A 23128-nucleotide genomic window follows, 5' to 3' on the forward strand; every position below is an offset into this window, starting at 1 on the left:
CCCGCCCTCGGTGGGGCACCGGGCGCCGGCTATTGGGCCCCGGGGGGGGGGGGGGTTCCCGCCCCATACGGTTATGTTTTTCGCGTACCCCCCCGGGGGGGGGGGGTTTGCCCCCCCCCCACCACTTCCTGTTGCCGGACTCCAGCTTAGCAAGGGGTGAATTCCAGTCATGGACCCCACCATCAAAGTCGTGCGATGCGCCGAGCCCGGCAGACTGGTGTTTGAGGAGCAGCAGGCACCAGGCGCTCCGCCCGAAGGCTGGGCACTGGTCAATGTCGCCTTTGTCGGGATATGCGGAACCGACTACCACATCTTCGAGGGCAGGCATCCTTATCTCGCCTATCCGCGCGTCATGGGCCATGAGGTTTCGGGAACAATCGCGGCAATCAACGCGCCGGTGGACCTGTCGGTCGGAGAGCAAATCCTCGTCAACCCCTATCTTGCCTGCGGAAACTGTGCCGCCTGCCGCCAGGGCAAGCCTAACTGCTGCATGGCGGTTGAGGTGCTTGGCGTGCACCGTGACGGTGCCATGAGTGAGCAGATTCTCGTGCCGGCGCAGAACTTGATACCAGCGGCCGGCCTGTCACCGGTCGAGGCTGCCATGGTCGAGTTTCTGGCCATCGGTGCCCACGCGGTCCGCAGATCTATGGCGGGACCGGGCATTCGCACCTTGGTTATCGGTGCCGGGCCGATCGGCCTCGGCACCGCGCTTTTTGCGCGCATTGCGCAACTCAACGTGACCGTCATGGACGTCGATAGCGAGCGGCTGGCCTTTGCCGCAAGGCAACTGGGTTTCCTGGTGATCGACGGGTCGAAGGGATCGATCGCCGAAACGATAGCGGAGCGAACTGCGGGAGCAGGTTTCGACGTCGTCTTCGACGCCACGGGGAACAGCCGTTCGATGCAGTCTGCCTTTGCCTATGTTGCCCATGGCGGCGTCATGGTGATGGTCAGCGTCGTGCCGGACGACATAACCTTCTCAGATCCAGAGTTCCACAAACGGGAAATGATGCTGATCGGCAGTCGCAACGCGACGCGTAGCGATTTCCAGCACGTCATTACCTCGATCCGCGCTGGAAAAATACCAATCGACCAGCTCGTCACCCACCGCACCACCCTGCGCGACAGCCCACGCGACATCGCAATGTGGGCGCAGCAGAAGTCCGGTCTGATCAAGGCCGTTATCGACGTAGCGGCATCTGGCTGACTTCGGCAACACTGTCAAGACATGTCATCGCAGCCCTGGCGCTGCATTGTGGGAGGGGGAGTTGCTCGGTAACGCAAGGCTAAGCGTCGCGCTTGACACGGCATTCGGCGTGGTTTTCCTCAGAGAACAATTGTTCCTGCCGAACTGGCTTGGCGTTTCACTGATTACAGCGGGCGCAGTTCTCGTTGCATACAAGGGTGAAGCCGTGGAGCGACGATCCTTCCGGCGCAAACGTGTTCCAAGCAAAGTCCGCTGGGTATTCGCACCGCTTGAGCATCCGACCTCGCTTTTCTACATGATGCGTGATGTTTGATGCGCACCAAGGAGGGCGATATGAGAACCACACTGGCGATTGATGACGACGTCCTGGTCGCGGCCAAGGCCATTGCCCGGCAGCAGGATCGCAGCCTCGGCGAGGTCATCAGTGATCTCGCCCGGCGCTCGCTGCGCCGGTCTCAAGCCGGCGGCGAGCCCAACGGGATTCCTCTTCTGTCGCCTCGGCCGGATGCACCTCCTGTCACGCTTGAGACGGTCAACGCCCTGCGAGACCAACTGCCGTGACGTTCCTGCTCGACGTCAACGTGCTGGTCGCGTTGATCGATCCTGGCCACGTCGCCCATGGCTGGTTCGAAGAGACCGGTAACTCCGCATGGGCTACGTGTCCCATCACCGAAAACGGCGTCCTGCGCATCGTCGGCAACCAAAGATATCCCAATTCTCCCGGCTCGCCCGCCATCGTTGCGCAAATCGTTGCCAAGTTGGGGACTCTGCCCGGGCACAGCTTCTGGCCCGACGATGTGAGCCTGGTTGGCTCCGGCGACATCGATCCAGCGAAAATCCTGACCTCGGGACAGGTCACCGATACCTATCTTCTCGCGCTCGCCAAAGCGCGGCGGCCAACTTGCCAGCTTTGATCGCAAGCTGTCAGCGGCGGCCGTGAAGGGCGGCAAGTCTGCACTGCATCTGATTCCCACAAGGTAGAGACTCTTCGATGCGGTCCACCTTCGATCTTCTCGGGTTTTTCGGTGAGAAAATCGCGGCGGTCCAATGGCAGTTCGGAATCGAGAGGGTCGAAGGTTTCGGCATGTCGAACGACATAAGCAGGTGGTCGAGCGAAGGGGTCAGTTCCCATTCGCGAGCGGCCCGAGAATTCGGACCCCCTGGCCGCGCGCGGCAAGTGCGAGCTTGCGATCGAGGGTGGCCAGCGGCAACTCGGTTTCGATTAACAGGGCAAGTTAGGCCGGCGTCATAGGCGCTGCGCCCGTGCGACGCCGCTAGCGTCAGCACCGCGCCGTCCGACCCGCCGCCCGCGTCCTCTAGAGGCAATCGGCGCAGCCGTGCCATGGTGGTGGCAGCTTCGCCCGCCGTGAGGCGGCCACGCCGCTCGGCCATCTAGACGACGTTCCGCGCCTCTTGCCAGAACAGGGAAGGGACAGGCGCCGTGTTCCCGGCAATCGTCGCGTCAGGGCGGCCGCCGCCTCGCTGTCTCCATCAGGAAGAATCCAGGCAGCCGCCATGGAAAGGTCGACAACGAAAGGCATCAGACGATGATCACCATCAAGCGCGGCTTCCTTCATCGCGCCAGGCCCGAATTTCGTCCTGCGTCACGGGCTTGGCACGGACGCGGGCAGCGCTGATCTCTTCGATGGCGGCCTCGACACCGTTGCGCCGTTGAATCCGCGACAGATTCGCGATGGGATCGTTGCCACCCGAAATAGTCGCCTCCTCGCCGGCTTCGAGCTTTGAAAGCAGTTCCGAGAGATGCGTCTTGGCCTCGCCAACTTTCACCTTGATGGTCATTTCCTGTTCTTGCTCGCGTCGAGGCCAACGTGGCGAGCCGTGTTCTTGCCGCTGAGCTGAGTGTGGATTACCCACAATCGCTCTTATACGCGACGATCGGCGCAATCCTGACCCTTGGTCAAGGCTTGGTCAAGTCAGTGCCGACCCCTCGCACGCCGCAAGGCGGGCCCTCTCTCGACAAGGCGAAATCGTTCTGGAGGAACGGGCGTCTGATCGTGCGCAGTGTCCGATTTTCCTGGCGGAAGCTTGCGCAACTTGTCGCGGTCAGCGCACTGCAGTGGCGAGTGGCTATCTGACCAAGTTTGCGGGGCATCCTCTTTGGCGTTCGTACTTGGACGCGCAGTGCCGACACTCTCGCCGTCTCTGTTGCCGTAGGACGACGACCTGATCACGCGATCCTGTCATCCCTCGCTCGGCAAGGGCAAGATTCCCCAGGCCCGCGGCCCATCTGGACGGTTCGACCTTGCCCCAATTGCCCTTTCAGCTGAAACGATTAGGGCGGAACGTTGCAAGCATGGGATGCGGATTGCCAGAGGCGATTTCTTTGGCAAGCAATTCGCCGGCGATTAATCCAAGCGTGGCGCCGCTGTGGCTGAAGGCGACGTGAAGCCCGGCGACGGTCTCGACGGAGCCAAGCACTGGCTCGCCGTCGCCGGGGATAGGCTTCGGGCCAACTGCATAGGTAGCAAGTTGGAGCCGCGGATTGCCCTCGAGCACCGCACTAGCCTCCTCGAGCAGTCCTTTGACGGTCTTGTCGTGCACGGTGTAGGTTCCGTCAGAGTTGACCAGGACTTCTTCCTCCGACCACGCTGAATCCAAAACAAGTGCGCCATCCGGCGTCGGGCGCACCGCCACGCGGGGCGTATTCAGCACGGCACGGAGCTCTGTCTTGATAGGCTTGGTCTTCAAGAGAAGTGAAATCGGCGTGGCGTCGGGGACATGGACCCCGATCTCCGCAAGCATGGCAGGCGTCGCTGGTCCAACCGCAAGGACCACTGCATCCGCCTTTACCGGCACACCGTCAGCAGTGACCACGCTGCGCGCGCGACCACCGGTGGCATCTATCCGCACCCGTCCGGCGTCCCGAACAAGCCTGCCGCCGCGGGAGCGGAATTCATTGAGCAGCAGATCGATCAGGCAGGGCAGGTCAACCCATCCTTCACCAGGATTGAAGATGGCGCCCTGCGGGGTGATTGCGCTGGCGTTGACACCGGGCGTTACTGCGCCGACTTCGGCAGGGCCGAGCAGAAGCGCGTCATAACCAATATCCTGCTCCAGCTGGCAGATGGACGCGATCTGGTTCGCCTCATCATCCGCATCCCAGGTGAGGCCGCCGTCAAAGCGAAGCCACGACGCCGTTTCCGGCCTTGTGGCGGCCAGGGTCCGATAACGGTCGATGCCTGCTAGCCTCAAGCGGTGATAGGCAGTGTCCGCACGTCGCGCTGAGTTCAGCCAGGAAAGTGAACGGCCGGATGCACCGTTGGCCGGTGCGCCGTCGTTGACAATGGTTACATCAAGGCCAAGACGAGCAAGGTGCAGCGCGGAAGAGATGCCGAAGATGCCCGCGCCGATAACAACGACATGGCGCGGCTTTGGGGATGCAGTCATGGAAAAATCTTTCTACGCAGAGATGGACTGGGAGCTGTTGGATCTGCAGAGCGCGGCGGAACTAGTAGTCGGTGAGCTTCTTCATGTAGCGGCGGCCCTCTAGCATCGGCCGGCCGCGCAGACCGGCCAGCTCGTAGGCAAAACGCCATAGAGTGTCGAAAAAGATCAAGGGCACGAGATAGGGTTTGATGTATTCGGACATACCGCTGAGGTCGAGTTCCGCTCCATCGAGCACCAGGATGTTTTCCCGGCTGCCGTACTTGAAAAGGAAATCGCGGGCGCGCTCCGTAAGGTGCCTCGTCTCGTCCAAACCCATCAAGACCACGAAGCAAGTATCCCGGTCCACCACCTCGAACGGGCCGTGAAAGAACTCGTTGGCGTGTATGGCTTGCGAGTCGTACCACTGCATCTCCATCAACACGCAGATGGCGTAGGAATACGCCGCACCGTAGCCAGCACCGCTGGCCAGGGTGTAGATTGTATTGCACGGCGCGAAACGGGGTACGAAGGCCTGAAAGCGTTCGGCATAAGTCCGGTGCGCACGTTCGATCGCTGGCTGAAGATGGTTGAGGCTCATCAGCAGATCGGTGGTCAGCCCGGCATTCTCCCGAGCATCGATTAGGCCGGCCAGCAACATATAGAGCACGCCGTAATTGCTGCAGGCTGAATCGATTTCTTTGCCCGTCGTGTAGGAGGCCTGGTACGCCACAGGGTGGTCGACGGCGCGCGCGAGGGGCGATAGCTGGTCAAGCGTCATGCCGATTGTCGTTGCGCCTCGATTTCTTGCGTGACTGGCTGCTCGCACGGTCTCGTTCGTGGTTCCGGTCTGCGAGCAAAGGACAACGAGCGTGTCAGGCCCCAACCGTCGTGGATCTCGGCAGACGAACTCATCCGCATTGTAGATGTCGCAGGCGAATATGCCGCTGCAACGATCGACGAAGTATTTGCCTGCCATCATGATCGACAGCGAGCCGCCGCACGCCACGAGGAATAGATGCGAAAAGTGCTTCCCCGCCGTAGCTGTCAGGGCGCGTTCAATGTCGGCGGGGAGCGCGGAAATCATGGGGTTCCTCTTCTCGTTGACAGAACTTGGGGCGCGCGCATTGACAGCCAGCGGGCCATTGTGCGAACGTTCTCATATCCTTTAAACTGAAAGTGCTGCGATGGTCAAGATTGCCGCGATGGGCGACAACGTGGTCGATTGTTATCTCGCTCGCGGTGAGATGTATCCTGGCGGAAATTGCCTCAATGTCTCGGTCTATGTCAGCCGCTTCGGCGGGCAGTCGGCCTATGTTGGGGCGATTGGCAAAGACCGGGCAGGGGACTTGATCCACGCCGCACTTAAGTCCGACCGCGTGGATGTCACCCGATTGCGGCGCCTCGAAGGGCCGACCGCCTACTGCCTCATAGGTCACCGCAACGCCGATCGGATTTTCCTGGACTTCGATCTCGGAGTTTCGGTGTTCACGCCGACTCAAGAAGATCTTGATTTTCTCTCGGGCTTTCAGGCCGTCCACATCGGCCAGTCCAGCGGTTTGGATCCGTGGGTTGCCGCTGTATCAAGTAAGTCACTGTTGTCGTATGATTTTTCCACGCGACGGGAACCGGGACATCGGCGTGAGATTGGACCCTATTGCTATCTGGCTTGTGTCTCGGGTGACGGTCTCGACGACAAGGAATTGGCCGCAGTCGCGGCCGAATTGCTTGCATGCGGTTCAAAGTGGGTTCTTGTGACTCGTGGTCGAGCCGGCGCCGTGCTTCACGGCGACACCGTCTCTTGCCGAACCCCGGCGCGGTTGGTCGAACCCGTCGACACCCTGGGCGCGGGCGACACCTTCATCGCAAGAACGCTATTCGGCCTGCTTAAACAAGAGGCACCTCAGGACATTCTTGGCCAAGCCGCGGAGGCGGCAGCTGCTACCTGCCGGCACCACGGGGCTATCGGCTATGCGGCAGCAATCGACCTAGGAAAGATCACGCCGAAGGTCCTCCGCGGAGCTCGGCACATTCAAGACGGGAGAACCGTCTAGCTGCGAAATTCAACGGAGCAATTGACGCGAGAAATGGACGATGCTAGTTGAAGTGATAACGTTCTCATTCTCCAATCAAAGGCCGTGAAGAGCGTTTTGATGAATGAGACGTCGAGTGGGACCGCAGGCCGACTTCGGCCAATCGTAAGAGGAGAAGACATGCAAACGAATTCGAGCAGGCGCCAACTTGTGAAATCCGGTCTGGCGCTGGCGATCGCCCTGGTGACAGGACTTGGCACGTTGGCCGCATCGACGCAGGCAAAAGCGGCCGACAACCCCTACAACCTCATCGACCCGACGGTGATCAGCGTCGGAACCATGGGCGATGCGAAGCCCTATGTCTTCACCGACGCCAACGGCAACTTCACCGGCTTCGACGCTCAACTCTTCCGCGACGTGGCGCGCCGGCTCGGGTTCAAGGAAGAGCAGGTCGTTTTCACCGGCCAGGAATTCTCGGCGCTACTGCCCTCCGTCGCCAACGGTCGCTTCGACGTCGCTGTCGCCGCCATTGGCACGACCGCGGAGCGCAAGAAGACCGTGGATTTTGGCGACGGCTATCTCGCCGGCTACCTGTCGATCATTTCGGCTGATCCGGCTCTGACGAGCAATGAGAGCACCGCCGGAAAGCGCATCGGCGTGATCCAGGGAACGCTGCAGGAAATCTATGCCGAGAAGAACCTGAAGGGCGACATCGTCAAATTCCCCGACAACAACACTGCGGTGGCGGCGCTGAACAACGGTACGATCGACGGCCATTTCACCGACTATGAGTCGGCCAAGCAGTATGTTGAGCGCTATAAGAACCTGAAAATAACAATGAACGTCCCGTCCTTCGATGCGCCAGCCGGGTTCGTGGTCAAGAAGGGCAACGACGCCTTCCGAGAAGCGCTCAACAAGGCGTTGCGAGAGGCCATGGACGATGGCACCTGGAAACGACTTCACGAGAAATGGTTCCCGGGTACCCCAATGCCGGATCAATATCTGCCAAAGAAATAAATTCGCGCGTATTCGTTATCGTTTCCGGCCGGGCCCGTGAGCAACGGTGCCCGGCCGAGTTGTAGATGGACTTGATATGAGCTGGTTCGACAACTTCGCCCGGAGCTTCCTGGATTTCCAGGCGATGGCAGAAGTTCTGCCGAACATGGTGATGGTCGGCCTCAAGAACACCTTGATCCTGGCCCTTGCCTCGACGTTTTTCGGGACGCTGATCGGTATCGTACTCGCCGTGATGGGGATTTCCGAGAACCGGCCACTGAAACTCCTGGCCCGAGTCTACACCGATATCTTCCGTGGGCTTCCTGCCATTGTCACGATCCTGATCATTGGCCAAGGCTTCGCGCGGTTGGGCCGAGATCTGTTCGGTCCATCGCCTTATCCGCTGGGCATTCTGGCGCTCAGCCTTATTGCGGGCGCCTACATAGGGGAGATTTTCCGCGCCGGCATTCAGAGCGTAGAGCGAGGTCAGATCGACGCCACGCGGACTCTCGGTATGACGTATGGCCAAGGCATGCGCCTGGTGGTGATCCCGCAAGGCATCCGTCGCGTCCTGCCTGCACTGGTCAACCAGTTCATCGGCAATGTCAAAGACTCCAGCCTGGTCTATTTCCTTGGTCTGCTCGCCTCCGAACGCGAACTGTTCCGCGTCGGCCAGGATCAGGCCGTGCTGACCGGCAATCTGTCACCGCTGTTGCTGGCCGGCGTGTTCTATCTCGTGATCACGGTGCCGCTGACCCATCTCGTCAATTACATCGACGCGCGCATGCGCGTCGGCAAACGAGTAACCGCCGTGCAGAGCGGCCTCAAGGAAGTCGCTGAGCTTGCCGAAGCCGTCGTGCCGGGCACAGCGACGTCGCCTGCAGCAACGCCCACACGGTTCAAGGGGGGCGGCATCGAGGTCAAGAGTATCGACATGGCCTACGGCGCCGTCCAGGTGCTGCATGACGTCAGTCTGAAGGTGCAGCCCGGGACCGTCACCTGCCTCATCGGTCCGTCCGGCTCGGGCAAGTCGACCTTGCTGCGTTGCCTCAATCGCCTCGTAGAATGTCGAGCCGGTGACATTCTGCTCGACGGCGAAAGCATCTACAAACAGACCCCTGACCAACTTCGGCGGCGCGTCGGCATGGTTTTCCAGCAGTTCAATCTGTTCCCCGACCGCAGCGCGCTCGCCAACATCACTCTGGCTCTGCGCAAGGTGAAACGCATGTCGCGCGAGGAGGCTGAGGGCGCGGCCTTGGCGAGGCTGCATGAAGTCGGACTGCTGGAGCGCAAGGATCACCGGCCAGCCAATCTCTCGGGCGGGCAACAGCAGCGGGTGGCAATCGCGCGTGCGCTCGCCCTCGAACCCGAAATCATGCTGTTCGACGAAGTCACCAGCGCGCTCGATCCAGAATTGGTCAAGGGTGTCCTCAATTTGATGGCCGATCTCGGTCGCGGCGGGATGACGATGGTGGTCGTCACACACGAGATGAACTTTGCTCGTAAGGTCGCGAACCAGGTCGTGTTCATGGACGAGGGGCGGATCGTCGAGGCAGGACGGCCAGAGGACCTTTTCGACAATCCGCAGAGTCCACGTCTTCGGCGCTTTCTGTCAGAGGTACTGTGATTGCAATGGTGTGCGCAACCGCGAGGGTTGCAGTGTTCGGCCTTGCGGGGCGGGCTTAACTGCCGCTAGGTCGCCGTCACAACGCGCGCATTGGCGGCGGGGTTTGCCGAGTGACTGAAAGATTGTCGAAAAACGCAACCATCATAGAGGTCGCTCGCCGGGCCGGGGTGAGTTCCGCCACGGCGGGGCGTGTGCTTGGTGACTACGGCTACAGCAGCCCCGAGGTCCAAGAGAAGGTGCGCGCCGCTGCAGCTGAGCTGGGCTATCGCCCCAATCGCCTGGCCAAAGGTCTGATCACCGGTAAGACGCAGACTATCGGAGTTGTGGTTGGCGACATCGAAAGCCCGTTCTACGCGAGCGTGCTGCGCGGAATAGGAGATATGGCGCGCCGTGGCGGCTTCGGGGTTATCGTTACGAATAGTGACGAAAATGCCGAACTCGAGCGAGAGGCGGTGCAGCTGCTGCTGGAAAAGCAGGTCGACGGTTTAATTGTCTCATCGACTTTCGGGGACGAAGCGGATCATCTTCGTGAGGCAGTCGCAGCCCGCTGTCCCGTCGTGCAGTTCGACCGCATGGTTGCGGGCCTGGAAACCGATTCAGTCGTGGTCGACAATGTTTCTGTAACGCGTAGCAGCATCGCGGCGATCATCGCCGCCGGACACAGCCGCATCGGAATATTGGCGGAACTCGGGCCGGACCAGCGCGATGATGTTGGCTCCTTTGTAGCAAACGCTGATCTCTCCAGCTCCGACGTTCGCTACCATCACCCAAGCTGGCAACGCTTGTTGGGCTATCTCGAAGCCCATCGCGCTGCGGGCATTTCGCCGGATCCTCAGTTGATCCGCCGCGTGGCGGTCTATTCCAGCGAGGCAGCCCGTAAGGAGGCACTCGATCTGCTGACAATGCGCAATGCGCCGTCCGCCCTGTTCACCGCCGACGGTGTGATGTCGACAGGGGTTCTCGAGGCGACATCCGCACTGAAGCTTGCGATTCCGGGAGAGGTCTCGCTGCTTTGCTTCGACGATCTCGACTGGATGCAGTTCGTGGCCCAGGGTATCACAGCCATCGCGCAGCCGGCGCATCTGATCGGGGCGACGGCGGCCGAGCTTCTCTTGAAGAGGCTGGCTGGGGACACCGCACCGTTTGAACACCGTATCCTCGCGGCTCGCTTGGTGAACCGTAATTCGATTGCGGTTCATCTCAACCGCAACGCCCCTGATCCGGCCGCGACGGTGTAGCTGGAGCCGAATTGCCGTCGAGGTCGGTCCCATGCAACGGCTGAGCTCAAGCGTATTGGTGCGTAGGACTTTTGTTGCCTGCGATGCCCAGCGTGAGCTGCGCCAGAAAGAACCCATCCGGGTTACGAAACCTAGTAATCACTTGCGGTCGCAGTGTATGGCTTGGTCGTTGAACGCCAAGGCTGCCCGATTTCGTTCCGCGATGGGTACAATCAGAGATCAAGCAAAACGTCGCCTTGCGGGCGGCTGCAGCACGCCAGGACGTAGCCTGCCGATTTGTCTTCCGATGACAGCCCGCCCAAGTCATCCATGACAACTTCGCCGGACAGCTTGGCGATCCGGCATGTACCGCAAATTCCCTGCTGGCAAGCGGTGGGAACGTAGATGCCACATTGGCGCGCAGCTTCCAGCAGGGTCTCTCCGGTCGCGCAGTAATGCGCAATGCCTGAGCGGGCGAAGCGGACCGAAGACGAAACCTTTGAATCCGATACCGAGCGCGAAACATTGCCGCCTCCGAAGCTCTCCTCATGATACTGTGAAGGGGCGAGCCCGATTGCCTCCAGCCAGCCGCGCGCTGCCTTCATGTAGGATTCCGGCCCACAGGCAAAAATCGTGTGGCTATGGAGATCGGGAACCAGGTTCAAAAGCATCTCACTGTTAATTCGCCCGGTTGGACCCGTCCAGGCCGGGTCTTTCTGACTGCAAATGCAAGTCACTTGAACATTGGGAAAGCGAGCGGCAAGTGCGTCCAGTTCGAGCCGAAAGATGATGTCGTCCGGCGTTCTCGCACTGTGAATGAAGCGGATATCCTGGTCGGCTGCGCGGTCGGTAAATGCGCGCAGCATCGACATGACGGGAGTTATCCCGCTGCCACCCGAAAGGAAGAGGGACTTTCCGTGCGGCAGATCATCGAGATTGAACGAGCCGAGCGGCCCTTCGATCTCGATCCCATCACCCGGCTTCAAATTGTCATGGAGCCAATTCGAAACGAGCCCGCCCGGCGTCCGTTTCACGGTGATCTGAAGGTCTAGCGGCCGCGTCGGTGGTGACGAAACAGAGTAGGAGCGCGTCACCGCGGCACCGTCGATGCTCAGGTGCACCAGAACATACTGGCCAGCGCTGAAGCAGAACATCCGATCTGAAGCGGGTGTGAGAACGAATGTTTTCACATCGTGCGTTTCGTCGATCACGCGCCGGCAGAGCACAAGTTGAGGGGTGGTCTGTGCCCACTGCCGGTGAAGCCTTGTTGGGGCGAAGCCGGGGGCTCCTAAGGCCGCGTGTGCGTTCATCATTCAACTCGGGTTTGAAGTCGAGCCAAGATGCCACTTCAAAACCCGCTGAACAGCCGCGCAATCCTGCCTTTATGATCGGCAATTTCGATTAAACTTCCAGTGACATTACAGCCACCTGGAGGGCTCTAATGCCCTTGCGAATGATGGGTTCGTGTTTGCGGCGCGCAAGTATCGCGGTGTGGACTGGCTGGTGCAGCGTCGGCGCTCCCTCGACGAGGAACGATGGGAGCTCGGCCGTGAACCTGCGCGCATCGTCGCTGCGCATATAGCAGGTGCCGCCCGTTCGCCGCAGCAAGATCTCCGCTAGAGTTTCCGATCCCGTCGAAAGCCGGCAGATCGCCAACTGGGCCAGCAGCTCTGCGTGCGTCTTTTCCAGCACGGCGGTGTAGCCGGGGCGAATGTAGGTTTCAGGGTCGACGTCGGACAGCGTTCTGGCAGTCGTCGAAACCATCACATATTCCTCGACCATCAGATGCTCGTAGGCGATCTCAGGCAGATAACGAGGCGCATAAAGCACGGCGATATCGAGATTTCCCATGCTTAGGTCGCTGACCATCTGGTTCGAATAATCCGACTCGACATGGATCGAGGATTTGGGAAGGGCCTGGCACAGTGTCTCGACCCATCCCGGCAGCACCGAGCGGGTCATGCCCACCTGTGCGGCGATGCGCAACGTGCCCTCGAAACGGTTGAACGCTCGCACATCGTGTCGAGCTTGCGACCAGGTCGACAGCAAGGATCTGGCATAGGCTTCGAACCGCCGCCCTGCGGCTGTCGGCTCAGCACCGGCACGCCCACGCTGAAAGAGCTCCGACCCGATAGCACTCTCCAGATTCTTGATGCGGGTGCTGATCGTCGACTGCGTCAATCCCAACCGATCGGCGGTACGGTTGAAGTTTCGCGACTCGATGATGTCGAGAAAGGTTTCGATGTGATCTAGCTGCACGGGACACCCCGATCGAAAAAGTCGATCATATTGCGCAGGATCATAAGCTTGATCAAACAATACTCAAGGCGGAAGCTGCACTCGGTGAAATTGGCCGGCAGATCGACCAGGCTGAAGCTACGGAGCTGATCAACGTGTTCATAGTCGACTGCGATTGTCACAACTACTGGTCAAGCGCGACCGTATTGGAGCCTTACCTTTCCGGCCTATGGAAGGACATGTTCGTCGAAGGCGAGAAGACAGGTCCCGTTGGCGCCTTCCCGCATGGCCATCGTCCCTGGTTTCATCCGCAGGACTTCTCCCGCAAGGACGTCCGTCCGAAAACAGAAGCCGACAACTATCTCATCATGAAGGAAAAGCACCTGGACAAGTACAAGGTCGATGTGGCGATCCTGACCGGCGATGAGCCGATCGAGGCTTCCACCCTCGCCAATCCCTATTATGCCAGCGCCCTCGTCAGCGCCTACAATGACTACCAGATCGACCAATGGCTGCCGAAGGACGATCGCTTCATGGGCTCGATCATCGTCGCGCCACAGGATCCGAAGCTCGCGGCCGCCGAGATACGCCGTCTGGGCAATCACCCGCGCATGGTTCAGGTTCTCGCCTCACAAGGCTCCGTCAAGCCATATGGCGATCCGTTTTACCATCCGATCTACGAGGCCTGTGCCGAAGTGGGGCTGCCCTTTGCTATTCATCTGGGCGGCCATGGCGGCGTGAATTCGACCGCGATTGCTCCGGCCCCGACGACATTCTTCTGGGAGACTCATGCCATCCTGCACATGTCAGCGATTTCGCATGTGGCAAGCATGATTGCGCATGGCGTCTTCGAAAAATGGCCGGACCTCTACTTCGTGGTCATCGAGTGCGGCGTCGCCTGGGTGCCGTCGGTATTGTGGCGCCTGGACGCCGATTACAAAGCGCTACGCAAAGAGACGCCATGGCTGAAGATGCTGCCGTCCGAATACTGCCGGCGCAACATCCGCTTTTCCACGCAGCCGCTGGAGCAGCCCGCCAATATCCAACATCTCTGGTCCACTCTCGAGGCGATGGATGGCGAAAACACGCTGATGTTTGCCTCCGATTATCCGCATTGGGATTACGACGATGCCAACACGCTGCAAATCCCCCCGGCCTGGAAGAGCAAGATCATGGGGCTGAATGCGCTGGAGGTTTACAAGCGCATCCCCCGCGCGCAAGCGGCGAACGCCGCCTGAGGAAGCACACGATGCCCGAGAAGACATACATCTGCCGCGTCGACGAGATCGAAACCGGATCTCCCTTCATCGCCAAGGTCCACAGCCTTTCGGTCGGCGTTTTTCGCGTCGGAGACTCATTCCACGCGCTGCTCAACGTTTGTCCGCACCGAGGCGCTCCGCTTTGCGAGGGGCCGCAATGCGGAACAACTGCACCGGTCGAAGAGGCGCAATTCATCTATCACCGCGAAAACGAGATCGTGCGCTGCGCCTGGCATGGCTGGGAATTCGACATCAAATCAGGCGCGGCGCTGGTCGATCCGTCCGTTCGCGCGCGCACATTTCCAGTCACCGTCGAGGCGGGCAGCATCTACGTGACAGCCTGATCAAGGTGCGGATTTGAGCAGTCAGAAGAAAGGACAATCGCGGCTGACGAGCAGATTTCTTCACAGGGTGCGTGACGAACAATAACGCGGAAAATCCGCAATGGGAGAGTCAAATGTCAGAATCTGAATACAAGCTTGGTATCGCTCAAAGCCTGATTGGCCGCGGCAAGATTTCTCGTCGCGACTTCATTCATCTTGGGCTAGCCGCTGGGCTGACGGTCACCGCTGCGGACAAGCTCTTCGTCAGCACGGCCCGGGCCGCACCGCTGCAGGGCGGCTTCGCCAAGCTCGGCATGGCACATGGCGCAACGACGGATTCGATCGATCCGGCCGGCTACCTGGACACCTTCACACAGACAGCGTTCTCGGGCTCGATGTCCAACAGCCTCACCGAGGTCGACGCGAAAGGCAACGTCCAACCGGACCTAGCCGAGAGCTTTGAATCGTCCGATGGCGCCAAAACCTGGGTCTTCAAGCTGCGCAAGGGCGCAACCTTCCACAACGGCAAGAATGTGACGGCGGACGACGTCGTGACTTCGCTGCGCTATCATATGGGCGACGAAACTAAGTCGGCGGCGAAGCCGCTGCTTGAGCCCGTCGCCAGCATCAAGGCGGATGGTCCGGAGACGGTTGTCTTCACGCTGAAAAGCGGCAACGCCGATTTCCCCTACATCATGAGTGACTACCATCTGGTCATCATGCCGGCCAAGGACGGCAAGGCGGATTGGGGATCGGGCGTTCGCACCGGCGCTTTCGTGCTTGAGAATTTCCAGCCCGGCGTTTCGGCCAAACTCAAGCGCAATCCCAACTACTTCAAGAACGGCAAACCCTATCTCGACGAGGTGGAGTTCATCGCCATCACCGATCTCGCCGCTCGCATGGCCGCGTTATCGACAGGGGAGGTGGACTATATTGGCCGCGCCGACCTCAAGACCCTCGGCATGTTGAAACGCAACCCCAAGGTGGAGATCGTCGAGGTCACCGGCTATGGCCACTATACCCTGCCGATGAATGTCACGATGGCGCCGTTCGATAATCCGGATGTCCGAATGGCCTTAAAGTGGGCGATCAACCGTCAGGAGATCGTCGACAAGATCTTTCTCGGCCACGCCACTGTGGCCAACGACAACCCGATCGCGCCGGCGATCAAATTCGCCACGAACCCGCAGCCGCAACACAGTTTCGATCCGGAGAAGGCCAAGCATTATCTGATAAAGGCTGGAATGGAGAAACTGAAGGTGGACCTCTCGGTCGCCGATGCCGCTTTTGCAGGCGCGGTGGATGCGGCTGCGCTGATCCGCGAGACGGCAGCCCAGTGCGGCATCGACGTGAACGTGGTGCGCGAGGCCGAGGACGCCTATTGGGACAATGTCTGGCTCAAGAAACCTTGGTGCGCTTCCTATTGGAGCGGTCGCGCGACGGCCGACTGGATGTTCACGCAAGCCTTCGCCGCCGATTCCAGCTGGAACGAGTCGTTCTGGAAAAATCCCCGCTTCAACGAGTTGCTTGTCCAGGCACGCGCCGAGACGGACGAGGCCAAGCGGGCGGCAATGTATGCCGAGATGCAGCAACTGACCCATGATGATGGCGGCAGCATCGTGCTGGTCTTCAACAATTTCGTCAGCGCCAAATCCAATAAGCTCGCACATGGCGAAGTGGCGCCGAACTGGGAGAATGATGGACTGAAGATGGCCGAACGCTGGTGGATCGCGACTGCGTGAGAGTGCGGGCCGGACCCGCGATGGCTACTGGGTTTCGGCTTGCAGTCGCGTGCCCTGCCGGGTGTGGCAGGGCAGCGACGGCAACGCGGAACGCGAGCAAATGAACGCGGTCGCAAGAACGGTTCTGCAGCGCCTTGGCCTCGGCCTGGTCACACTGTTCATCGTCTCCATCATTATCTTCTCTGCGATTGCAATGCTGCCGGGCGACTTCGCCAAGGCAATGCTCGGACAATCCGCAACACCCGAAACGGTCGCCGCCTTCCAGCGAGAAATTGGGATCGACCGTCCGCCTGTCGAGCGCTACTTCGTCTGGGTCGGGCAGATGCTCCACGGTGATTTCGGGTCTTCCTTCGCGAGCCGCACCGGATATCGGCGCACCGTCGCCGAAATCATCGCGCCGCGCCTCTACAATACGATGTTCCTCGCATCGATGACTGCGCTGATCGCAGTTCCGCTGGCCCTGGGACTGGGCATCCTCGCTGCGCTCTACCGCAATGGCTGGTTCGACCGGCTGGTGAACGCAGTGACGCTGACAACCATTTCGTTTCCGGAGTTTTTCGTCGCCTATATGCTTGCCTACCTGGTCATCTCGCGCGACACATTCATCGGATCCGAGTTCGCACAATCCCTGCCGCACTGGCTCGCAGTGTCAGTGAACTGGATACTCAACGCAGTTCCCAAGTTCCCGACATTGTCCAACGTGAACGACCAGACGCCGTTCTGGGACCACGTCTGGAGAGTAGCCTTGCCGGCGACCACGCTTACGCTCGTCATCGTGGCACACATGATGCGCATGACACGAGCGGCGATCATAAACATGCTCGCAAGCCCCTATATCGACATGGCGCGTCTCAAGGGAATGTCGCCCATGGCCATCGTACTCAGGCATGCCTTGCCCAACGCATGGGCTCCGATCGTGACGGTAGTGGCTTTCAACCTTGCTTATCTCGTCGTCGGAGTGGTCGTCGTCGAAGTGGTGTTCGTCTATCCCGGCATCGGTCAGCTGATGGTCGACGCGGTCAAATCAAGGGATGTTCCGGTTGTCCAGGCTTGCGCCCTGATTTTCGCGGCGACCTATATCCTCCTCAATCTGACAGCCGACATCATTTCCATCGCCACCAATCCCAGGCTCTTGCATCCACGATGACCAGCTACGAACCCATCGCTCAGGTTCACAGGCTGAGGCGCTCGCGCGCCACCCGGGCCAAAACGGCGCTGAAGAAGGCACCCTTCAGTGCCTGGTTCGGCATCCTCGTGATCATCGGCTATGTCATCGTTGCGGTCTTTGCGCACTGGATCGCCCCATACGGCGAAACGCAGGTCTTCAGCGAAGCCTTCGCACCGTGGAGCCAACAGTTCAAATTGGGAACCGACCAGCTCGGCCGCGATATGCTCACGCGCTTGATTTACGGTGCGCGCAACACCATCGGTATCGCCATCGCGACCACACTGCTGTCCTTCGCAGTCGGCGTCTCGCTCGGCCTTCTCGCTGCATTGTACAGAGGATGGCTGGACCAGATACTGTCGCGTGCGGTGGACGTGTTGATGTCGATCCCAAGCCTTATCTTCGCCCTGGTGCTGCTTTCGATCTTCGGCTCGTCCATCACCAGCCTGATAATCATCATTGCGCTGCTCGATTCTACCCGTGTCTTTCGGCTCGCACGCGCCGTCGGGCTCAACGTGGCAGTGATGGAATATGTCGAAGTAGCGCGATTGCGCGGCGAAGGCCCGAAATGGATCATCGCCAAGGAAATCCTTCCCAACGTTATGCCGCCGCTGGTCGCGGAGTTCGGCCTGCGATTTTGCTTCGTATTCCTCACAATCGCGGCACTGTCCTTTCTGGGCGTCGGTATTCAGCCACCGACCGCCGATTGGGGATCGATGGTGCGTGAGAATGCGACCCTGATCACCTACGGCGATGTCACGCCGCTGCTGCCGGCGGGCGCGATTGCCCTCCTCACGGTCTCCGTGAATTTCGTCGTGGACTGGTTCCTGCACGCAACGAGCGGGTTGCGCGATGAAAGGTAGCGATCCGGCCTCGCGCGAAAAAGGCAAGGATCTGCTTCAGATCCGCAATCTGCATGTGGAGGGTTTCTCGGACGAGCGGTGGCATCCCATTGTCCGCGGGGTCGATCTGGCGCTGAAGCGGGGGGAGGTTCTTGGCCTGATCGGCGAGTCAGGCGCCGGCAAATCCACCATTGGCCTCGCGGCGATGGGTTACGCCAAGCCGGGCTGCCGTATTACACAGGGATCGATCCTGTTCGACGGGATCGATCTTCTGGCACTGAGCGAAACAGGGCGGCGTCGCCTCAGAGGCTCCCGTATCGCCTATGTCGCGCAAAGCGCCGCGGCCTCTTTCAATCCGGCCCACCGGCTCCTCGATCAGACTGTCGAAACTGTGGTGGCGCATGGGATTGCCAGCCGAGAGAAAGCGAACCGCAGTGCCGTCGATCTTTATCGGCGTCTTCAGCTTCCAGATCCGGAGACCATCGGCTTTCGCTATCCTCATCAGGTTTCCGGGGGACAGCTGCAACGGGCGATGACCGCGATGGCGATGGTTTGCCGTCCGGACCTCATCGTCTTTGACGAGCCAACGACGGCGCTCGACGTGACAACGCAGGTCGAAGTTCTCGCCTCCATTCGCAACATCGTGGAGGAGTTCAACACCGCTGCAATCTATGTGACGCACGATCTGGCGGTGGTGGCGCAAATGGCGGACCGAATCATGGTTTTACGCCATGGACAAACCGTGGAGGAGGCAGAAACGCGCCAGATGCTCGCGTCGCCCAGCCAGGAATATACCAAAACGCTCTGGGCCGTACGCAAGCTCGCGAAGCCCGAAGTTCCGGCCGATGAATATCTGCTTACGATAGACAACGTCACGGCGGCCTACGGCCGGGCGGTTAAGGTGCTCCAGGATGTGTCCCTCAAAGTTCCACGTGGAAGAACAGTGGCTGTGGTCGGCGAATCCGGTTCCGGGAAATCGACGCTCGCTCGCGTCGTTACCGGCCTGCTACCGCCACTTTCGGGGTCGATTTCCTTTGCCGGCCAGGCCCTTTCTAAGACCCTGAATACGCGCACAAAAGAGATCCTGCGCCGCATACAGATGATTTATCAAATGCCCGACAACGCGCTAAATCCGCGCCAGACGGTCGAAGAAGTCATAGCTCGGCCGCTTGAATTCTATCTTGGCCTCAAGGGTGCGCAGCGGGATCGGCGAGTCGGCGAACTCATGCACATGGTCGAGATGAGCGACACTTACCTTGATCGTCTGCCAGCCGAACTGTCGGGCGGCCAGAAGCAGCGCGTTTGCATCGCCCGAGCGTTGGCCGCCGATCCGGAACTCATCATCTGCGACGAAATCACGTCCGCGCTCGACCAGATTGTGCAGGAAGAAATCCTGAAGCTCTTAATGCGGCTTCAGCGCGAGCTCGGCATGAGCTACATTTTCATCACCCATGACATTGCCACCGTGCGAGCGATCGCCGACGAAATTGTGGTCATGCACCAGGGTAAAGTCGTTGAGCAGGGATTAAAGAGCGAAATTCTCACGCCCCCGCATGCCCCCTATACCGAGCGGCTTTTGTCCTCCGTGCCCGAAATGGATCCGGATTGGCTGACAAGGCTGCTTGCCAGCCGGAGGATGTGATCATCGGGCAGAGTGTTCTTCCATATCGCCACGGTTTACAGTCTCGCGGTAGGCGCTCGGCGAAACCGCGCTCGATCGCAAACGGACAGCGCGCATCCGCCCCGTCCATACGAGGATAGGCGCCCTTTGCCGTCCCTCAGTTTTCTGAGAGCATGATGGAGTGCGCGCAATCCGGGAGCCGAAATTCCATGCCGACAAGAACCGATGCTAGTGAAGCGCGCCGGTGGTTTGCCGAAGACCTGCGTGTCGCATCACCTGTTTTGCACAACCCTGCGGTCATCGAGGCCTTCGCAAAGGTTCCGCGCGAACAGTATCTTGGCGACGGGCCATGGCGTATCCATTCGAGATTGCAAATCGGGGCGGTCCATACCAGCCCTTCAGCCGCACTTCATGAGATTTATCACGACGTTCTGGTCTTGCTTGACGAAAAACGCGGACTTAACAGCGGCTTGCCGTCGCTTTGGGCATTGGTTTTCGACCATCTGAACATCACGCCCGGCCAGACTGTCCTTCAGGTGGGCGCCGGTGTCGGCTATTTCACCGCCATCCTCGCTGAACTGACGGGTTCAGAAGGACGCGTGATTGGCTATGAGATCGACGAAGAACTAGCTCGGCGCGCACAAAGCAACCTTGCTCATTATGCCCATGTCGAAGTGGTGTCCGGTGATGCAACCCAGGCGGTTGATCTGCCAGACCTCGATGTCGTGATCGCTTTTGCCGGAGTGACGCACGTGCCGGAACGGTGGCTTTCAAATTTGTCCGATGCTGGCCGGATGGCATTGCCGTTCACAGGTGAAGACCGACGAGGTTTCATGATGCTCCTGGAAAGGGCTGGCGATACCTTTCCCGTACGATCACTGGTGCCATGCGGGTTTTACCCCTGCAGCGGAGCCAGGCGCAGTGACGAAGAAAGGGCCTTGATGGCCGCCCTCAAGGCTGCGCGAGGCAAGGTCACCCGTCTCGCCCAATATCACCGAGGGCGACCAAAAAATGGCCTCGAGAACGCTTGGTTGGTGACCGACACATACTGGATTTCCAAAGCCTAGAGATCGATGTCGATCTTGCGTGTCACCGTCGTAGCGTGCGGCACGGCTTTCCACGAGCGATCTATGCCGTCGAGAGCAGTCCGAAACATCATTATTGCGTCCGAAATTTCCCCGAACCGCGCGTGGGGATTGCAGCCCCGGTCCTGGCCGGCTGCAGCGCAGGCTTTCTCTTGTCCGACGACTGACTAGACCCATCCCGCACAGCGCGATCCGCCGCCGAGAGGTCTCCGACCAGCGACGCAAGTTCGGTCTCGTCGAGCGTCTCGGTCTCGAGCAGCCTGCGTGCCGCCCTTTCCAGCACGTCGCGCTGCTCGCTGAGCAGGCTGACGGTTCGTTCGAACGCGGCCTCCACAATGTCGCGCACTTCCGCGTCGATGGCATCGGCGGCGGCTTCGCCGTAATCGTGCTCGCGCGGTCCGCCGGCGAGCGGATTGGGGCTCAGGAAGGAGCGTGGATCCTTTTCCAGCGCCACGTGCCCGAGTTTTGCCGACATGCCGTAACGCGTCACCATGGCGCGCGCTATGTCGGTTACCTTGACGAGATCATCGGCGGCTCCGGTGGACAGATGGCCGAATACGATCCATTCGGCCGCCCTGCCGCCGAGCAGCACTGCCATCTTGTTGTCCAGCTCCTCGCGTGTCATCAGGAAGCGGTCCTCGGTCGGACGCTGGATAGTGTAGCCGAGCGCGCCGACGCCGCGTGGTATGATCGACACCTTGTGCACCGGGTCGACGCCAGGTAGCGCCATGGCTACCAGCGCATGACCCATTTCATGGTAAGCGACGATCTCGCGCTCCTTAGGGTTCAGGAGCCGGTTGCGTTTCTCCAGTCCCGCGACGATGCGCTCCACCGCATTATTGAAATCGTCCATCGTTACCGCATCCGCCTTGCGGCGCGTGGCGAGCAACGTCGCCTCGTTCACGAGATTGGCCAGGTCAGCACCGGTGAAACCGGGCGTCAGCGCCGCCACTTTTTCGGCATCGACATCCGTCGCCAGCTTGGCCTTGCTCATGTGAACCTGCAGGATCTTGATGCGACCCTGCTTGTCGGGCCGGTCGACCAATACCTGGCGGTCGAAACGGCCGGCGCGCAGAAGTGCCGGGTCAAGGATCTCGGGACGGTTCGTCGCGGCCAGCAGCACGACGCCGATCTGTGGATCGAAACCGTCGAGTTCGACCAGAAGCTGGTTGAGCGTCTGCTCCTTTTCGTCGTGGCCGCCGACCATGGTCCCGCGGGCGCGGCCAAGAGCGTCGAGCTCGTCGATAAATATGATGGCGGGGGCCTTGGACCGCGCCTGCTCGAAAAGATCGCGCACGCGCGCGGCCCCGACCCCCACGAACATCTCGACGAACTCCGAACCGGAGATCGAGAAGAACGGAACCTTGGCTTCGCCCGCGACGGCCTTGGCGAGCAGGGTCTTGCCCGTGCCCGGCGGGCCGACCAGCAGCACGCCTTTGGGCATGCGGCCTCCGAGGCGGCCGTATTCGCCTGGGTTCTTCAGAAAATCCACAATCTCCTGCAGCTCGGCCTTGGCTTCATCGACCCCCGCCACATCGTCGAACGTCACCCCGGTATTGGCTTCGACATAAATCCTAGCCTTGCTCCGGCCGATTTGCATCAGACCTCCGACGCCGCCGTTCATGCGTCTTAGAAGCAGCATCCACAGGCCAAAGAAGACGAGCACCGGCACAACCCAGGAAAGCAGGTCGCTCAGCAAGGTGCTTTCGACCTGGCCGGTCACCGTGACACCGTGCTCCTGCAGGTCACGGGCGAGGTTCGGCTCGACGCGTGTGGTGATAAACAGCGGCCGGCCGTCTTGTGGCTCCTTGAAACGGCCCTGGATGAAGCGGTCCGAAACCTGAACCTCGGCGATTTTGCCGGCGTTCAGCAAGGCCTCGAACTGGCTGTACGGTATTTGGGCGACGTGCTGCGTCGTGGCATAGATGTACTGGACGACCATCACGCCCACGAACGCCGCGACCCAGTACCAGATATTGAACCGCGTCTTTCTGTTGCTCATGTCCATGGCGGCCTCCAGAAGGAAACGGATATAGGTCGCCCGGGCCGCGCGGCATCGGTGCAGGCCGGGTCCGGCGCAAAAAAACGGGAGGCCCAGACCAGCCGTCGACGATGATGGGGCTGCATTGTCCTTTCCTGCGCGGCATGCCCGGCCGACCGGTCGTGCTGTTTCTTCCGCTGGATAAAGTCCGTCATGCGTTGTTGAAATTGCGGTTGACGGCTGCATTGCACTCGCCGGCAAGCGCCTGCGAAATGGCGGCGGTTGTGGGGGGGGGCCCCCCCCGGGGGGGGGGGGGAAACAGTTTGCCGCGGGGGCGCCCGGTTTGGGCACGGGGGTTTGGCCCCCGCGGCGGGTGGCGCCCGGGGGGGATGGGGCAGGGTGGGGGGG

General features: G+C 60.4%; 19 protein-coding genes and 2 pseudogenes. 15 read left to right on the plus strand and 6 right to left on the minus strand.

Features of this window, described 5'->3' with window-relative positions:
* Window positions 1-181 precede the first annotated feature (181 nt).
* The 4 genes and pseudogenes from NKJ46_RS32625 (at window position 182) to NKJ46_RS32640 (ending at window position 2188) form a co-directional block, all read left to right on the plus strand.
* Window positions 182-1207 carry a zinc-binding alcohol dehydrogenase family protein gene (locus NKJ46_RS32625; RefSeq protein ID WP_352671252.1) on the plus strand — a complete coding sequence of 342 codons (1026 nt, stop codon included), beginning with the start codon at window positions 182-184 and terminating at the stop codon, window positions 1205-1207.
* Between the two features lie 76 nt (window positions 1208-1283).
* Window positions 1284-1406, plus strand: a pseudogene (locus NKJ46_RS32630) (EamA family transporter); the annotation flags it as partial.
* A gap of 134 nt (window positions 1407-1540) precedes the next feature.
* A complete protein-coding gene (locus NKJ46_RS32635; RefSeq protein ID WP_352671205.1) occupies window positions 1541-1768 on the plus strand; it encodes a CopG family transcriptional regulator in 228 nt (75 codons plus the stop codon).
* Window positions 1765-2188, plus strand: a pseudogene (locus tag NKJ46_RS32640) (TA system VapC family ribonuclease toxin). Before NKJ46_RS32635 ends, NKJ46_RS32640 begins: the two are co-directional and overlap by 4 nt.
* A gap of 576 nt (window positions 2189-2764) precedes the next feature.
* On the opposite strand, the gene NKJ46_RS32645 reads toward NKJ46_RS32640, so the two are convergent.
* The 3 genes from NKJ46_RS32645 to NKJ46_RS32655 form a co-directional block, all read right to left on the minus strand.
* Window positions 2765-3007 carry a type II toxin-antitoxin system Phd/YefM family antitoxin gene (locus tag NKJ46_RS32645; RefSeq protein WP_352671208.1) on the minus strand — a complete coding sequence of 81 codons (243 nt, stop codon included), beginning with the start codon at window positions 3005-3007 and terminating at the stop codon, window positions 2765-2767.
* Window positions 3008-3487: 480 nt separating this feature from the next.
* Complete coding sequence (locus NKJ46_RS32650) at window positions 3488-4615, minus strand: NAD(P)/FAD-dependent oxidoreductase (RefSeq protein WP_352671210.1); 1128 nt, start codon at window positions 4613-4615, stop codon at window positions 3488-3490.
* Window positions 4616-4676: 61 nt separating this feature from the next.
* Entirely contained in the window at window positions 4677-5678 is a 1002-nt protein-coding gene (locus NKJ46_RS32655; RefSeq protein WP_352671213.1) for an SIS domain-containing protein, read from the minus strand.
* A 100-nt stretch (window positions 5679-5778) separates the two neighbouring features.
* Here NKJ46_RS32655 and NKJ46_RS32660 point away from each other — a divergent pair, with 100 nt between their 5' ends.
* The 4 genes from NKJ46_RS32660 to NKJ46_RS32675 all read left to right on the plus strand — a co-directional run bounded on the left by NKJ46_RS32660 (window position 5779) and on the right by NKJ46_RS32675 (window position 10485).
* On the plus strand, window positions 5779-6645 hold the full coding sequence (locus tag NKJ46_RS32660; protein ID WP_352671215.1) for a PfkB family carbohydrate kinase: 867 nt from the start codon (window positions 5779-5781) through the stop codon (window positions 6643-6645).
* Window positions 6646-6804: 159 nt separating this feature from the next.
* Window positions 6805-7641, plus strand: a complete 837-nt coding sequence (locus NKJ46_RS32665; RefSeq protein WP_352671218.1) for an ABC transporter substrate-binding protein — start codon at window positions 6805-6807, stop codon at window positions 7639-7641.
* 76 nt (window positions 7642-7717) lie between these two features.
* Window positions 7718-9247: an amino acid ABC transporter permease/ATP-binding protein gene (locus NKJ46_RS32670; protein WP_352671221.1), complete on the plus strand. Its 1530-nt coding sequence runs from the start codon at window positions 7718-7720 to the stop codon at window positions 9245-9247.
* 110 nt (window positions 9248-9357) lie between these two features.
* Complete coding sequence (locus NKJ46_RS32675; RefSeq protein ID WP_352671224.1) at window positions 9358-10485, plus strand: LacI family DNA-binding transcriptional regulator; 1128 nt, start codon at window positions 9358-9360, stop codon at window positions 10483-10485.
* A gap of 212 nt (window positions 10486-10697) precedes the next feature.
* On the opposite strand, the gene NKJ46_RS32680 is transcribed toward NKJ46_RS32675, so the two are convergent.
* On the minus strand, window positions 10698-11675 hold the full coding sequence (locus NKJ46_RS32680; protein ID WP_352671227.1) for an FAD-binding oxidoreductase: 978 nt from the start codon (window positions 11673-11675) through the stop codon (window positions 10698-10700).
* 190 nt (window positions 11676-11865) lie between these two features.
* A complete protein-coding gene (locus tag NKJ46_RS32685; protein WP_352671230.1) occupies window positions 11866-12723 on the minus strand; it encodes a LysR family transcriptional regulator in 858 nt (285 codons plus the stop codon).
* Window positions 12724-12857: 134 nt separating this feature from the next.
* Between NKJ46_RS32685 and NKJ46_RS32690 the strand changes: the two genes are divergently transcribed.
* The 7 genes from NKJ46_RS32690 (at window position 12858) to NKJ46_RS32720 (ending at window position 20721) form a co-directional block, all read left to right on the plus strand.
* Window positions 12858-13940 carry an amidohydrolase family protein gene (locus NKJ46_RS32690; protein WP_352503721.1) on the plus strand — a complete coding sequence of 361 codons (1083 nt, stop codon included), beginning with the start codon at window positions 12858-12860 and terminating at the stop codon, window positions 13938-13940.
* An 11-nt stretch (window positions 13941-13951) separates the two neighbouring features.
* A complete protein-coding gene (locus tag NKJ46_RS32695) occupies window positions 13952-14305 on the plus strand; it encodes a Rieske (2Fe-2S) protein (protein ID WP_352671233.1) in 354 nt (117 codons plus the stop codon).
* Between the two features lie 113 nt (window positions 14306-14418).
* Complete coding sequence (locus NKJ46_RS32700) at window positions 14419-16026, plus strand: ABC transporter substrate-binding protein (protein ID WP_352671236.1); 1608 nt, start codon at window positions 14419-14421, stop codon at window positions 16024-16026.
* 100 nt (window positions 16027-16126) lie between these two features.
* A complete protein-coding gene (locus NKJ46_RS32705; RefSeq protein WP_352671238.1) occupies window positions 16127-17173 on the plus strand; it encodes an ABC transporter permease in 1047 nt (348 codons plus the stop codon).
* Window positions 17170-18054: an ABC transporter permease gene (locus NKJ46_RS32710; protein WP_352671241.1), complete on the plus strand. Its 885-nt coding sequence runs from the start codon at window positions 17170-17172 to the stop codon at window positions 18052-18054. Before NKJ46_RS32705 ends, NKJ46_RS32710 begins: the two co-directional genes overlap by 4 nt.
* The gene (locus tag NKJ46_RS32715) at window positions 18044-19675 is read left to right on the plus strand and encodes an ABC transporter ATP-binding protein (RefSeq protein WP_352671244.1); all 1632 of its coding nucleotides are present in this window, start codon (window positions 18044-18046) and stop codon (window positions 19673-19675) included. The genes NKJ46_RS32710 and NKJ46_RS32715 overlap by 11 nt, the downstream gene beginning before the upstream one ends.
* Window positions 19676-19863: 188 nt before the next feature.
* On the plus strand, window positions 19864-20721 hold the full coding sequence (locus tag NKJ46_RS32720) for a protein-L-isoaspartate O-methyltransferase family protein (protein ID WP_352671246.1): 858 nt from the start codon (window positions 19864-19866) through the stop codon (window positions 20719-20721).
* Between the two features lie 91 nt (window positions 20722-20812).
* Here the strand turns inward: NKJ46_RS32720 and ftsH are convergent, their stop codons facing one another.
* Entirely contained in the window at window positions 20813-22747 is a 1935-nt protein-coding gene (ftsH, locus tag NKJ46_RS32725) for an ATP-dependent zinc metalloprotease FtsH (protein ID WP_352671249.1), read from the minus strand.
* Between the last annotated feature and the right edge of the window lie 381 nt (window positions 22748-23128).

This window comes from Mesorhizobium sp. M0166, assembly GCF_040322255.1.
GTDB lineage: Bacteria > Pseudomonadota > Alphaproteobacteria > Rhizobiales > Rhizobiaceae > Mesorhizobium.

Excerpts from the sequence above, each read along its gene's own strand:
- NKJ46_RS32645 (WP_352671208.1), bottom strand. The coding sequence starts at position 3,007 with ATGACCATCAAGGTGAAAGTTGGCGAGGCCAAGACGCATCTCTCGGAA.
- NKJ46_RS32715 (WP_352671244.1), top strand. The coding sequence starts at position 18,044 with ATGAAAGGTAGCGATCCGGCCTCGCGCGAAAAAGGCAAGGATCTGCTT.
- NKJ46_RS32710 (WP_352671241.1), top strand. The coding sequence starts at position 17,170 with ATGACCAGCTACGAACCCATCGCTCAGGTTCACAGGCTGAGGCGCTCG.
- NKJ46_RS32705 (WP_352671238.1), top strand. The coding sequence starts at position 16,127 with ATGAACGCGGTCGCAAGAACGGTTCTGCAGCGCCTTGGCCTCGGCCTG.
- NKJ46_RS32695 (WP_352671233.1), top strand. The coding sequence starts at position 13,952 with ATGCCCGAGAAGACATACATCTGCCGCGTCGACGAGATCGAAACCGGA.
- NKJ46_RS32660 (WP_352671215.1), top strand. The coding sequence starts at position 5,779 with ATGGTCAAGATTGCCGCGATGGGCGACAACGTGGTCGATTGTTATCTC.
- NKJ46_RS32655 (WP_352671213.1), bottom strand. The coding sequence starts at position 5,678 with ATGATTTCCGCGCTCCCCGCCGACATTGAACGCGCCCTGACAGCTACG.
- NKJ46_RS32635 (WP_352671205.1), top strand. The coding sequence starts at position 1,541 with ATGAGAACCACACTGGCGATTGATGACGACGTCCTGGTCGCGGCCAAG.
- NKJ46_RS32670 (WP_352671221.1), top strand. The coding sequence starts at position 7,718 with ATGAGCTGGTTCGACAACTTCGCCCGGAGCTTCCTGGATTTCCAGGCG.
- NKJ46_RS32665 (WP_352671218.1), top strand. The coding sequence starts at position 6,805 with ATGCAAACGAATTCGAGCAGGCGCCAACTTGTGAAATCCGGTCTGGCG.
- NKJ46_RS32650 (WP_352671210.1), bottom strand. The coding sequence starts at position 4,615 with ATGACTGCATCCCCAAAGCCGCGCCATGTCGTTGTTATCGGCGCGGGC.
- NKJ46_RS32720 (WP_352671246.1), top strand. The coding sequence starts at position 19,864 with ATGCCGACAAGAACCGATGCTAGTGAAGCGCGCCGGTGGTTTGCCGAA.
- NKJ46_RS32700 (WP_352671236.1), top strand. The coding sequence starts at position 14,419 with ATGTCAGAATCTGAATACAAGCTTGGTATCGCTCAAAGCCTGATTGGC.
- ftsH (WP_352671249.1), bottom strand. The coding sequence starts at position 22,747 with ATGGACATGAGCAACAGAAAGACGCGGTTCAATATCTGGTACTGGGTC.